Consider the following 12,526-nt stretch of genomic DNA (forward strand, 5'->3'; position numbering starts at 1 on the left):
TCTTTTCCATTAGATCTGCGCCATACCAGGGCTACATGACTTGAACGGTCATTCCGAAAATCCTTTAAATGTATAAGTGATCAGTTGAAAGGTATAAATGAGGCTGCCGCCGTAACCTGACCTTTGCTTTAGAAATTAAAATTTAAAGCAATGAAAAAAACAGTATTAATAACCGGCGCTTCTTCAGGATTTGGAAGAGAGACCGCCAAATTATTTCATACTCAAGGTTGGAACGTAATAGCCACTATGCGTTCGCCCGAAAAGGAAACAGAACTGGCGGCGCTGGACAACATATTTATTACCCGGCTGGATGTCACCGATAAACTAAGCATACAAAACGCCGTAGCCGCCGGAATAGAAAAATTTGGCCAGGTCGATGTATTGGTGAACAACGCGGGCTATGGTGCCATGGGCGCTTTAGAAGCTGCCGGCGAAGAGGAAATAAAAAAGCAATTTGATGTTAACTTTTTTGGGCTGATCGCCGTAACACAGGCTGTTTTGCCGGGCATGCGCCGGCAAAGATCAGGTACGATCATTAACGTTTCTTCCATAGGCGGCAGGGTTACTTTTCCGTTTTGCTCCCTTTATCACGCTACGAAGTTCGCAGTAGAAGGTTTGACAGAATCCCTGCAATACGAATTAAACCCGTTGGGTATCAGTTTAAAGATCGTTGAACCGGGCGGTTATAAAACCGAATTTGCCGGCAGGTCCATGTCGCTTTTTGGTGTTAATGGCGTGGCCGATTATCAGGCTGGTTTCGATAAATTTATGGCCATGATCGAAGCGTGGCCGATGTCTGAAAAGATTGGTGAAGTAGCCGAAGCCATTTATGAAGCCGCGACTGACGGTACCGAAAAATTACGTTATCCTGTGGGCCACGATGCTGCGCCGATTATACAAGCCAGGCATGATATGGGCGATGCTGATTTTAAAAAGATGATAGCCGCGCAAATGGGCATTTAAAAATGGATTGGCTGCCCGTGAGGGCAGCCAATTTTATCGTAACTTTAAACCTATTCAAATGATGCCTGATAAATACATTGATCTCCAGTCTATCAGCGACCTGCACAGGCTGGTACAGTACTCCCCGCCGAAACACCCGCTGATCAGTGTGATAGACCATACTGATTTTTATGCCTGTCGTCCTAAAGATGAGGGTGCCATTTACCGCTTTGGTTTTTATACCATCTCGTGCAAAAAATTTGAAGGGCTTTTAAAATATGGCAAAGGGTATTACGATTTTAGCGAAGGTTCCCTGTTATTTACCGCACCCGGGCAAACCATCACACCCGGCCCGGATGTTAAGGTTGATGAAGGCTGGGCGCTGTTTATCCATCCCGACCTGATCCATGGTACCGATCTGGGCAAAAAGATACACCAATATTCCTTTTTTAATTATGAGGCCAACGAGGCGCTGCATATTTCGGAAGAAGAAAAGCTGGTGATTAAAGATTGTGTGGACAAGATCGAAAAAGAGTATTCACAAAACATAGATAAGCATTCGCAGGGTCTTATCGTCAGCAATATCGAGCTATTACTGAATTACTGTAACCGCTTTTACGACCGTCAATTTTATACCAGGGCAAAAGTGAATTCAGACGTGGTGCAGCAATTTGAAAAAATGTTAAAGGGTTATTTTTCGCAAAGTACCCTGATCGAAACGGGGCTGCCAAATGTTAAATATTTCGCCTCGCGGCTCAACCTGTCGCCTAACTATTTGTCCGACCTTTTAAACAAATTTACAGGCAAAACCACGCAGGAACATATCCACCTGGAATTAATAGATAAAGCGAAAACTTTGTTATGGGGTACCAACAACTCTATCAGCGAAATTGCCTACGGACTTGGTTTTGAGCACCCTTCGCATTTCACCAAAATATTTAAATCAAAAACCGGGAAATCACCCAGCGAATACAGGTTCCTGAATTAGTGGTTAACGATTTTCAGTAACGAGATTATGGTTAACACCATCTATCCATCCTCCTTGTTTAAATGGAGACAGAAGAGTTATCAATATTAACGATTATGATCAGGAAATTAAAATCAGGCGAATACCGCATTTACTTCAGGAAAGTCGCCACGGAAACACATCAGCGCAAAATATCGGCACATTTGATTCGATAGAAGCTGCCAAAAAACATGAATATAAAATGCAGTATTCTGAGCATCATTAATTGATCTGGATCAGGCCAGCTTAAAAGACCTGCCGGAGGCTGACGTGAAACCACTTTGCACCACCAGGGGCATCGGCGAGGCCAAAGCGCTGATGCCTCTGGCCGTGGTAGAGATCGCCAAACGGTTAACGAGCACGCCACTGCTCCGATTGGCCGACGATGAAGCCGCAGCCGCCCATGCCAGGCCCGGCCTGGCGGCCAGCGACGGTTTAAGTTACCAATTGTTATTTAGTGACCGCGGACCGCGAATTACTCGCCATCTGCGAGCTGGGTAGTGTACTGCCCGACCTTTCGCCTGCTTTACGTTTAGCCACGGAATCCGGCGCCAAACGGGTGCGACTGGTTCGCAACGGCTGGCTGCATTTCAGCCGGCTGGAATACCAGTTCACGCGGAACCTGGAACTGGGCTGCGATGCGTTGGGGATCGTAGTGTATGATACGCTGGCGGTGAATGAGGAATGAATTTAAAATGATCTGAAATGCTAATCAAAGAAGTAGCGCGTAAAAAGAATATCCAGGATACTGTACACAAATATGTGGGTGGCATGAATGCACAACTACAATGCTCGCCGGCTATGACATGTGCAAGTGGCGGGGGGTATCAGCAAGCCGATCATGACAATTACGATTGCCCGGGTGGTTGATAGGGGTGGTGGCAAACAAAGGCAAGGCCAAAGGATAAAACACAAACGCCAGACTGTTCAGCCTGGCGTTTGGCTTGACCGGTAAAATCTTTGGGGATTATTGCTGAACTGTTACCTTTTAAAACAATAGTCAGCAACAGATCATTGCCGATTCACATAGAACTTATTAGGATCAGATATCACTATCTGCGGCTTTCCTTTATAAATTGCAATTACGCCAATCGCAGTAAATAGACTGCCGACAGCGTGTTTTGTTTCTTGTTGCTCTTGTGCGTCTAGGTATTCTTTTGCGCCACCTTTCATCACGATCGTTAACAGTTGATTTGGATAAAGTGCACCAAGGTTTATTAGCGTCATACTGCCTATATCCTTTAACCCAAATACTTGATCCGTTACCTTAACGGTATCACCAATATGTTTATTTACATCTTTGATGTCGATCTTTTTATAATTCGCGCCCCAAATGACGGCATTAGGAGGCGGAAGGAGCGTAACACTGGTTATTTTAATCTTCTCGTCATTAAACAATTTATTCAACTCGCCGGCTAAGCGAATACCGGCCTGGTCGATCCGTAAGTGAATCGTTTTAATGTATTTCTTGTAGTAGGCTTCATCGATGGTTTGGCCCGATTTAACATCGGCATATAGTTCTGTACTGATCTGGTAACTTTCCCAGAGCCATTCCATCGGGCTGTCCGCCTGCCATTTCTTGATCTGGGTGTCATTGGCCCAGTCGTATTGTTTCACGATATCAGCCTCGCTTAAGCCCTCATGCTCTATCAGCCGGCTATCCCATAGCGCATGCAGGTTGGTTCCCTTGCCGTCAAATTGAAGCTGAATGGTATTACCGCCTTTATCCTCCTTACGGCTTACATGCATGGGCTGGTGGGCGTCACCAACCAAATGAATAAGGTATTTTACCGCTTCATTCTTTTGATCGGGCGTAGCGGTTTTATCTTTCAATATAGCCTCAACTTTCAGGATCGCAGCGTAAACATTATCATTCCCTTGCTTACTGACCGCATCGACAAACTGCTCATGATTTAATCCCAAGGGTAAATTAAGGTAATGCCAGGGCGCAGTAGCTTTGTCCCGGTTTTCGTCGGCCCAGGTGCTTACATTGGTGATCGTTTCTCCTTTTAAATAAGCTTTGACCACATTGGCTGTATTGGTGGTCAGATGTTTTTCCGCTATGGTTGCAATGGCTCTGTGTCCTTTGAATCCCCATGAAATCAACCCTAATGATAGGCCGGTCAGGGCCACAACTGTCAACTGTTTTCTCATAAAGCAAAAGTAGGAAAGCAAATTAATAGTTGAACGCTTTATTTGGTAGGTTGCTAATTTATTTAGTATGGTATTGCCTTCACCATGAGGTACTAACGTGTATGCTTCAGGTAATTTTAAATGCGGATTACCGTTTATGCCATAATTTCTTCAAAGGGATACTAGGTGATCTGATGAATGTGATCCTCGCTGCGGCGGCAATGAACTTTAAACGAGTCATGAACCTCTGGCGTACAGGGGAAAATAGCTGTCCGAAACTCATCGAAATCGTATATTCGTTTGTGCTTAGAATCCTTTTGCCTCAAAAATTAAAAACGACTTTTTAGGGACGACTAGTCAGAAAAATACTCCGTAAGGGATAAAAATGGGGTTACTGAGGAGTTTGCCCCGAAATGGTGTGGTCTCATTCATCATAATCTCAGATACGTACTAACAACGTCCATTCCTGTTGTGGTCACTATTCCGCTTATAAGGCAGGCAAATAGCACCTCGGTTGGTTGAATTTTACTATAGTGTTTTGGGGGGAATATTCCTGGATCTGATATGATGCTTAAGTTTTCAAGGAAGAATCTTGTTATCACATCGATATCAAAATCATCGCGGTATAAACCTGTCTTAATGCCACGTTCTAAATTTGTTTTAAGAATTTGATGAATGAACAGAGCTTTATGATCTCCAAATTTTTTATAAGCCAATTCGTGGCTTTTTTCAAGATCGTAAATGATGGCGGGGTTTAAAATATTGTAAAGCTCCTTTGTGCATACCAGCAAAAAATACAACTCCATAATGGCATTGTCACTATTTGCAGTAAGAAATTTACAGCGACATACTTGCTCATCTATTGCTTTATCCACCAATGACTCTACTAATGAATCTTTATTGGGATAAAATTGATAAACGGTTTTTTTACTGATGCCTAAGTCAGATGCAATATCATCCATACTAGTGCCACGAATGCCATAACGGATAAAAAGGGCATGCGCTCTGTTGGCTATTTTTTCTGAAGTTTTCATGGTTGAAGCTTTTAGTTTTTTAATATCCATCAATCATGCACAATTAAATGGGGGGTACTCAATACCGTTAGATATTGACATATAAGCCTGCCGATAGTAATAGAGGATTGGTCTCCAGCGTATTTCGTTTAATATGCAGGCCAATTCGATAAAAAGCACCTGACTGAAAACAAAGGAAATATCTACCGTTGGCAATAAATCACTTTTATACGATAACCGCTTACTGTAACTGTAAAACTTTTCGAGGATCGAGATCCTGTCGTCATAATACATACTATACCAGGTTTTGACGGCCATACAGGCCGAATACGCAAACACTTTATTGTCGTTTTTAGTTCCTATAATACTTTGTATAAGTTGCTCATCAGTGTTAGAGAGCGCGAAAAGACTATAGTTTTTGTTAAAGTATAAACGAAACTTGTGCTTTTGGAAAAGTTCATCAAGTTTGGATTCAAGACAACTGCGTAACTTTTCAGACAGGTCAATAAAATTTTGTCCTTCCTCAGATGTTAAAAAAGTTTGTTCTTTCATTTTAATTGAGATTTAGATCAGAAAAATTGAAAAGGCGGTCAGAAATATTAAAAAAAGGATGGCGGAAAAAATCGAATAGATGTCCGCAATTCGCATGTCACCTGGAGGTACTGTGAAAATAAATGAAATGGCAGAGACTATAATAAACCGGCTATAGAAAGATTGTTTAATCAACTTATCGTAAAAAGCTGGGCTAATGATCGTTTTTCCGGCAGCATAAATCTGTTCAGGCCAGTTCACTTCAGTGTGGTCATTGGTTCTGCTTAAATAAGTTAGGATTATTTTATCTCTAATAATGGAAACGCTGCAAAAAGGGTAATGCCGCACTTGACTTATGGCGCTAATGGCCTTTAAGAGACCATTAGCAAACCATAAATTTTGTCGCTTGCTATTAATGACCAGCATGGTTTTTGATTAGTATGCTTCAGTGTGATTGACGGCAAGTTTGGCAGGAGTGCCTTGCTGATTTCTTTTGCTTCTCCAGTTGCTGATCCGCAGTTTTATGGCATCCACAATATAATAAAGCATCGGAATAATAAATATGGTAAGCATCAGGGAGGATAATAAACCGCCGATCATTACAATGCCCAAGCCATTTTTCCACTCAGATCCCGCACCTTTATCCAGTGCAATCGGAAGCATCCCAACCACCATGGCAATGGTCGTCATTAATATAGGACGTAATCGTTCCTTTCCGGCCTCGACGACCGCATCGTAGGTATTGGCACCGTGCTCTTTTAAGTGATTGGCAAAATCAACTATCAGAATACCGTTCTTCATGACCAACCCGAACAGCATGATGAGGCCCAGCATGGTAAAAATACTGAAATTGCCCTGCGACAGGTTGAGGGCAAGAATTGCTCCTATCAAAGACAACGGTATGGTAAATAACACCACCAACGGGTAAACAAAATTATCATATAAGGCTACCATAACCAGGTAAACCAGTATAAAGGCAGAAAGCAGTGCGGTAATCAGCGCTCCGAATGATTCCGCCTGGCGCTGAATATCGCCGGTATAAGTCAATTCAACACCCTTAGGCAAGGGATCAGCCAATAAAGCTTTATTGATATTATCAGACAGCACACCCGATGTAATCCCTAAAACGTTACTTCTTACGGTTACAGATGACCGCCTGTTCGTTCGTTCCAGTAATGATGGGCCGCTGCTTTGTTTGATGGTTGCGAACTGGGATAGCTTGATAAGTTGGCTGTTATTATTAACAAAACTGATATCGGCCACGTCGCGGGGATTCCGGCGGTCGAACTCATCGAGCCTGATATTGATATCATAGTCATCGGTACCAACCTGGTATTTGGTATCGGTATTACCGGTGTAGGCATTTTGCATGGTGGCGCCAACGGTATAGATATTTAAACCGAACTGCGCCATTTTTTCGCGGTCTATCTGCACGTTAACTTCCGGGTTGCCTTCTTCCACCGTAACCGAAACTTTATTAGAGCCGGGCAGGCCCATGATTAATTTTTTAAGTTTTTGCGCAGCCTGCGTTAACAGATCCTGGTTATCTCCGTTTAATACAATCTGTATAGGATCATCCCCCCCGGCCAGCGCAACCAGCGTAGGCTCCATTTTTATTCCCGGGAATTGTTTAACCAGGTTAGCTTTCATTTTTAGCATGAATTGCTCAGTTGTAATATTTCTTTCCTTAGCATCCACCAGCTTTACTGTCAGAATTGATTTATAGGCTGCCGCTAATCCCCCCGGGGCCGACGGATCAGCGCCCGCAACGTTAGAAAACACTTTGACTACTTCGCCTTGTTGTAAAAGGTAATCTTCAATCTTTTTGGTACGCAGGTTATTCTGGGTGAGCGTGGCGCTTTTATCGTACTCCAGGTTGTATTGAAATTTTCCCTGATCGCCCGATGCAACCAGCTCCTGGCCCAATATGCCCATGCTTAAGGTTGCCATTGCAGCAATGAAAGTTACCAGCACAATGGCAGATGAAAGCAGCTTATGCTTTAACGTCCACTCCAGCCGGCGGCCATACCAGGCGGTGAGCCGATGTAACCTACTTTCAAAAGCGATAAGCACCCGGTGAAATATATTTCCCTTTTTTAGTATAGTCACTTTTCCAAACCGGGAAGCCAGCCACGGCGTTAACGTAAAACAAACAATTAAGCTCATTAAGGTGGCCGTTACAATAGTTACCGCGTACTGGCGTAAAAGATCGCCAATGGTAGTATTGATGAGTGCTATCGGTAAAAATACCACCACATCTACCATGGTAATGGCAATGGCCGAAAACCCGATCTCGTTACGCCCATCAAGCGCAGCAGTGCGTTTATCCTTGCCCATGTTTAGGTGCCGGTGAATATTTTCCAGCACGACGATAGAATCATCTACCAGGATGCCGATCACCAGGCTCATGGCCAGCAGCGTCATCAGGTTAAGGCTGTAACCAAATAGGTACATCACGATAAACGTGGAAATAAGCGAGGCGGGGATGGCCACCAGCACAATAAAGGAGTCGCGCAGGCTGTGCAGAAAGAGTAGCATGATAACTGCTACCAGCACGACAGCAATAATAAGGTCATCGGTTACCGCATCTGCAGCTTCTATGGTAAAATCGCTGGTATCATCGGCAATTACCAGTTTAAGATTCTCACTTGCATACTTTTGCTGCAATTGTGCAATACGGGCTTTTACTTCTTTACTTATGGCTACGGCATTAGCGTCATTCTGTTTTTTGATCAGGATGCCAATACCGTTCTTTCCGTTCAGCCGGTTTATAGAGGTTTGCTCTTTAGTTATATCTGCAACATCTGCAATGTCCCTTATTTTTACCGAACTGCCAGTAGCAGGAACCGCAATTACCAGGTCCCTAATCTGATCTACCGAAGTAAATTTGCCTCCAAGGCGAACGGTCAGCTGTTCAGAACGGGTTTTTACATTACCGGTTGGAAAATCGGAGTTGGCATTTTTTATAACCTGTGTAACCTGAGTCAGCGATAAACCATAAAAGTTCAGTTTATTCTTATTCACGTTTACCTGTATCTCCCGTGGCTGCGCGCCAAGCAATGATATTTCGCCAATGCCCTGCACCTGTTGTAACAGTGGCTGGATCCGGTTGTTCACCAGGTCATAAAAGTCGGCATCGCTCAGGTTGCTTGTTGCATTCAACTGTATAATGGGTCTGTCGCTGGGGCTGACTTTTGAAATACTTGGCGTTTTAACATCGGCCGGCAAGTCGCTCAGTATATTATTGACCTTACGCTGCGCATCCTGTTGTTTTTCGTCAATTTTAACATTTGCATTAAATTCGGCGGTTATGGTAGACAGCCCTTCGGATGATTGCGAAGTGATATTTTTAATGCCGTCGAGGCCCGATACCACATCCTCGATCTTTTTGGTTACGGTTTGTTCTACATCATTTGGTGAAGCGCCCTCATAAATGGTTTTTATGGTTAATGAGGGTTCAGAAAAATCGGGCAGTAATTCATAACTCAACTTCGAGTAACAAAATAATCCGCCTAATATTAACACGCTGAACACTACGATAATGAGTGACGGGCGCTTGATTGCTATTTCGGTAAGTGACATTTTTTTATTCTTATTTAATTAAAAATCGTCCTGTTATTTAATTGCGGTTGCCCTGGTGCCATTGCTGAGATTTACCTGTCCGCTGGTCACGACAATATCTCCTGCAGCAATGCCGCTGGTTACTTCTATCAGTTTATCATTGCTGCGCCCTGTTGAAATACCTACCAACTGAACCACTCCATTTTTGATAACAAAAACCTGTGGTTTTTTTGCAGAGCCGAGCAGGGCTGAACGGTTAATGGCCAATGTAGACTTGTTTAACCGGTCGTCCTTATTAACTTTTCCATACATGCCGGGCAAAAGACGACTGGGTTGATTATTAGTCACTGTTATTTTAACAGGGTAATTATGTGTAGCATCGGCTTTTGATATCAGCTCATCAACAACGCCGTTAAATTCTGCCCCTGGATATACATCGGTATGTACCTTTATTTTTTTCCCTTTGGCAAAAATGGCAACTTCATCTTCGGGTACATTAATAGCCAGTTTTACTTTCGAGATATCAGCAATTTCCAGCAGCTTGGTTCCCGCCGCTACGAAGGTGCCGAGTTCAAAACTTTTAGAAGTAACAGTACCACTGAATGGGGCAACAATACGGCTCTGGGAAACCTGTTTATCTATTTGCTGCAATTGTGCCTGGGCACTTTTCAAGGTCAGGTTTTGCTCATCTACCTGCATTTGCGATACGCCTTCACCAACCGAGGCGTTCTGATAACGTTCCAGGTTGGCCTTCGCGTTGTTATAGCTGGCCAGGGCCGAAAAGCGCTGCGCCCTTAAGCCCTCATTATCTATCTGCGCTATCAGCGCTCCGGTACCAATCAGGTCGCCTTCTTTGATATTGCCTGCGATCACCCTTCCCTGGGTTTCGGCGCTGATGGTAACATCGCGGTTGGCTTCAAACGACCCAAGATATTCTTTAACTACGTTTAAAGGACGGTTGGCTGCGGTGTCCACATTAACTATTATCGCGGTGTTGGGATCTTTTTGGTATATCTTTGCTGCCACTGCTTTCTTATTACCAAAAAGCTTCACAACAATTAGTGTAACTACCCCAGTTATTATTAATATAGTTAAAACTGATTTGCCTGTCTTTTTCATTTTTTATGATTTAAAGTATGATAAGTCTGTGATTGGATTTGTAATTTTTAGTTGTTAGCACCATCGAGTAGCTCACCTTTGGCTTTTTTCAAATCAAGCTCGGCGGTACGGGTATTCACTAAAGCGGATATAAAAGTGTTCTGCGCGTCTATGAGGTCATTTTTTGCATCCAATACGTCTTTCAGACTTACAATACCATTCTGGAACTGCAGCTGCCTGTCTATGTATATTTTACTGGCCAACTGTACATTTGAATATTGCGCTTCCAGGGTTACTACATTTGTATTATAACTGATAACCGCGGTGGCTATTTCCTTATCGGCCTGTTGTTTATAAAGCTGTATATTCGTATCGTACTGTTGTAGTTCGATGTTTTTCTGACGGATCTGCGAACGCTTTTTACCTCCGTCATAGATGGGGATATTCAAATTAAGGCCGATACTGCTGCTGTTAAACCACTTGCCGTTAATGTTGCTGAATGGCTGAAATTTATCGTTATAGCCGCTGGTACCGTAACTGGTGGTAAAGGAAAGCGTGGGCTGGTAGCCTGCTTTGATATTTGACTTTTCTACCTCGCCGTAGGCCTTTTGTGCCTGTAGTAACTGTACGTCCGTGCGTTTTGACGGGTTTCCTGATTCGTTCGACAGCAAAGCCGGAAGTGAGTTTTGCCCGGCATCAACTTCTACAGTTAAGGAATCGGTTAGCGGTTTAGCCATTAAATACTTTAGCTGTACCAGTTGCTGTTGCAATTGCCCTTTGGCTGAAATTAAACTGGCATTGGTGCTTTCCCGGCTTACTAACAGGCGGTTATAATCTGTTTTGGTCGCTATGCCGTTATCTAGCTTTAATTTCGTGGCATTGATCAGCTTATCGCTGTTGGCCAGGTTATCGGTGAGCAGTTCAACTTTTTTAGTAAGCGACTGTATATTGTAATACGTTGCGCCCACGTTGTAGGCTATATCTTCTTTACTGCTTTTAACCTGCACCGCGTAAATATTGCTGTTTGCCTTTGCTGCTTTTAAGGCAATCAAAAACTGCCCGTTATACAGGGTTTGCTCCAGCTTGGCGCTTGCCTGCGTACTTTGGGGTAAGGTAAATGACCCGGTAATATATTTAGGAGAGTTGGCACCTCCGCCGAATAACGAAGAAGGTATCAATTGCCCGGGCACTTTGGTATAATACTGGTATTGACCGGTAGCGCTTACTTGCGGCAGAAAACTCGCCACGGCTTCCTTTTTTTGTTCCTCGGCCTTTTTAAGATCGAAAACTGCCGATTGGATATTCAAGTTGTTTTTGAGCGCGCTGTCAATGCACTGTTTTAAGGTATACCGGCTTTGGGCTTGCAAATGATTGCTTATAGGAATGATAAGCAAAGTAAGCAATATGGTTTTTGGGGTTTTCATTTTTATTTGATATTTATGTTTAACTTTTTTGTTAATTTTATATAAAAAAATTAACCGGGTTAGCTACAGGCTTTCACGTAAGAAGGATGGACGCTCCGGAATAGGGCTACACAGCTGAAAATTTGTATTAATATTATTGTTTAACATTTTTGTTGGTATAGTATTAAAAAAATAGATGCTTTAAGCATCTAAAAAAAGCAATTGCATAACCACCTGTTTTCTTTCTTTGATGAATTTGGCGTACGCTTCCTGGTCCAGGTCAAAAATGCTTTCAATAATGGATTTCCCTAAAAAAGGAAATGAGCATAATGACATCATGGTAACAACAAAGTGCTCGGGCTTAATCGGTTTCATATTTCCGGCCTTTACTTCCCTGGCTATTTCGGCTTCAAGATATTTCATTTTGTCTGCGTGTCCTTCCTTAGGCATAATTTTCAGGGGTAGTGAGGGGTCTGAATTGTGCTCCGTTATAATAAATAACTCCAGGTAAGGGTGCTGCATGGATCGCTCCATAAAAAAGTCGACAAATTTTTCCGTTTTCTCTTTTATAGGTACACTTGCCGAGGCTATGCTTTCTAATTTACTTCTCATTTCAATTAAGGCCTCCTCAAACACTTTATCAAATAATATCTTTCTGCTTCGGTAATAATAGTGTATGGATGCCCTGTTTATACCCGCGGCATCGGCAATATCCTGTGTGGTGGCGTGAATGTTACCGTCAACAAAAAATACCTTTTTTGCGGTATCTTTTATCAACTGTTCCGTATCTGTCGCTAAAACTTCCATTCTTCTAAATTGTTTAACAAATTTGTTAATGC

At 43.0% G+C, this 12,526-nt stretch carries 12 protein-coding genes and 1 pseudogene; 5 read left to right on the forward strand and 8 right to left on the reverse strand.

Features of this window, described 5'->3' with window-relative positions; all coding sequences use genetic code 11:
• The first annotated feature begins 150 nt into the window (after window positions 1-150).
• From AC1RM2_RS21595 to AC1RM2_RS21610, 4 genes are all read left to right on the forward strand, one after another.
• The gene (locus tag AC1RM2_RS21595) at window positions 151-963 is read left to right on the forward strand and encodes an SDR family oxidoreductase (protein WP_492987234.1); all 813 of its coding nucleotides are present in this window, start codon (window positions 151-153) and stop codon (window positions 961-963) included.
• Between the two features lie 58 nt (window positions 964-1,021).
• The gene (locus tag AC1RM2_RS21600) at window positions 1,022-1,930 is read left to right on the forward strand and encodes a helix-turn-helix domain-containing protein (protein WP_492987235.1); all 909 of its coding nucleotides are present in this window, start codon (window positions 1,022-1,024) and stop codon (window positions 1,928-1,930) included.
• A 475-nt stretch (window positions 1,931-2,405) separates the two neighbouring features.
• The gene (locus tag AC1RM2_RS21605; RefSeq protein WP_492987236.1) at window positions 2,406-2,636 is read left to right on the forward strand and encodes a hypothetical protein; all 231 of its coding nucleotides are present in this window, start codon (window positions 2,406-2,408) and stop codon (window positions 2,634-2,636) included.
• Window positions 2,637-2,653: 17 nt separating this feature from the next.
• Complete coding sequence (locus AC1RM2_RS21610) at window positions 2,654-2,818, forward strand: hypothetical protein (RefSeq protein WP_492987237.1); 165 nt, start codon at window positions 2,654-2,656, stop codon at window positions 2,816-2,818.
• 141 nt (window positions 2,819-2,959) lie between these two features.
• On the opposite strand, the gene AC1RM2_RS21615 is transcribed toward AC1RM2_RS21610, so the two are convergent.
• Window positions 2,960-4,102, reverse strand: coding sequence for a S1/P1 nuclease (locus AC1RM2_RS21615; protein WP_492987238.1), 1,143 nt, complete (start codon window positions 4,100-4,102; stop codon window positions 2,960-2,962).
• A gap of 116 nt (window positions 4,103-4,218) precedes the next feature.
• Between AC1RM2_RS21615 and AC1RM2_RS21620 the strand changes: the two are divergent.
• A pseudogene (locus tag AC1RM2_RS21620) lies at window positions 4,219-4,428 on the forward strand (hypothetical protein); the annotation flags it as partial.
• Between the two features lie 84 nt (window positions 4,429-4,512).
• Here the strand turns inward: AC1RM2_RS21620 and AC1RM2_RS21625 are convergent.
• The 7 genes from AC1RM2_RS21625 to AC1RM2_RS21655 form a co-directional block, all read right to left on the reverse strand.
• A complete protein-coding gene (locus AC1RM2_RS21625) occupies window positions 4,513-5,115 on the reverse strand; it encodes a TetR/AcrR family transcriptional regulator (protein ID WP_492987239.1) in 603 nt (200 codons plus the stop codon).
• Window positions 5,116-5,148: 33 nt separating this feature from the next.
• Window positions 5,149-5,646, reverse strand: coding sequence for a hypothetical protein (locus AC1RM2_RS21630; protein ID WP_492987240.1), 498 nt, complete (start codon window positions 5,644-5,646; stop codon window positions 5,149-5,151).
• 12 nt (window positions 5,647-5,658) lie between these two features.
• Window positions 5,659-6,051 (reverse strand): hypothetical protein, encoded by a 393-nt coding sequence (locus tag AC1RM2_RS21635; protein WP_492987241.1) that lies wholly within the window; start codon window positions 6,049-6,051, stop codon window positions 5,659-5,661.
• Between the two features lie 9 nt (window positions 6,052-6,060).
• Window positions 6,061-9,207 (reverse strand): efflux RND transporter permease subunit, encoded by a 3,147-nt coding sequence (locus AC1RM2_RS21640; protein ID WP_492987242.1) that lies wholly within the window; start codon window positions 9,205-9,207, stop codon window positions 6,061-6,063.
• A gap of 33 nt (window positions 9,208-9,240) precedes the next feature.
• The gene (locus AC1RM2_RS21645) at window positions 9,241-10,305 is read right to left on the reverse strand and encodes an efflux RND transporter periplasmic adaptor subunit (RefSeq protein ID WP_492987243.1); all 1,065 of its coding nucleotides are present in this window, start codon (window positions 10,303-10,305) and stop codon (window positions 9,241-9,243) included.
• Window positions 10,306-10,352: 47 nt separating this feature from the next.
• Window positions 10,353-11,708 (reverse strand): TolC family protein, encoded by a 1,356-nt coding sequence (locus AC1RM2_RS21650; RefSeq protein WP_492987244.1) that lies wholly within the window; start codon window positions 11,706-11,708, stop codon window positions 10,353-10,355.
• 180 nt (window positions 11,709-11,888) lie between these two features.
• Entirely contained in the window at window positions 11,889-12,494 is a 606-nt protein-coding gene (locus AC1RM2_RS21655) for a TetR/AcrR family transcriptional regulator (RefSeq protein ID WP_492987245.1), read from the reverse strand.
• Window positions 12,495-12,526 lie beyond the last annotated feature (32 nt).

Source organism: Mucilaginibacter sp. GW822-FHT03E02 (assembly GCF_058801545.1).

Excerpts from the sequence above, each read along its gene's own strand:
- AC1RM2_RS21650 (WP_492987244.1), bottom strand. The coding sequence starts at position 11,708 with ATGAAAACCCCAAAAACCATATTGCTTACTTTGCTTATCATTCCTATA.
- AC1RM2_RS21630 (WP_492987240.1), bottom strand. The coding sequence starts at position 5,646 with ATGAAAGAACAAACTTTTTTAACATCTGAGGAAGGACAAAATTTTATT.
- AC1RM2_RS21615 (WP_492987238.1), bottom strand. The coding sequence starts at position 4,102 with ATGAGAAAACAGTTGACAGTTGTGGCCCTGACCGGCCTATCATTAGGG.
- AC1RM2_RS21640 (WP_492987242.1), bottom strand. The coding sequence starts at position 9,207 with ATGTCACTTACCGAAATAGCAATCAAGCGCCCGTCACTCATTATCGTA.
- AC1RM2_RS21645 (WP_492987243.1), bottom strand. The coding sequence starts at position 10,305 with ATGAAAAAGACAGGCAAATCAGTTTTAACTATATTAATAATAACTGGG.
- AC1RM2_RS21600 (WP_492987235.1), top strand. The coding sequence starts at position 1,022 with ATGATGCCTGATAAATACATTGATCTCCAGTCTATCAGCGACCTGCAC.
- AC1RM2_RS21610 (WP_492987237.1), top strand. The coding sequence starts at position 2,654 with ATGCTAATCAAAGAAGTAGCGCGTAAAAAGAATATCCAGGATACTGTA.
- AC1RM2_RS21625 (WP_492987239.1), bottom strand. The coding sequence starts at position 5,115 with ATGAAAACTTCAGAAAAAATAGCCAACAGAGCGCATGCCCTTTTTATC.
- AC1RM2_RS21655 (WP_492987245.1), bottom strand. The coding sequence starts at position 12,494 with ATGGAAGTTTTAGCGACAGATACGGAACAGTTGATAAAAGATACCGCA.
- AC1RM2_RS21595 (WP_492987234.1), top strand. The coding sequence starts at position 151 with ATGAAAAAAACAGTATTAATAACCGGCGCTTCTTCAGGATTTGGAAGA.
- AC1RM2_RS21635 (WP_492987241.1), bottom strand. The coding sequence starts at position 6,051 with ATGCTGGTCATTAATAGCAAGCGACAAAATTTATGGTTTGCTAATGGT.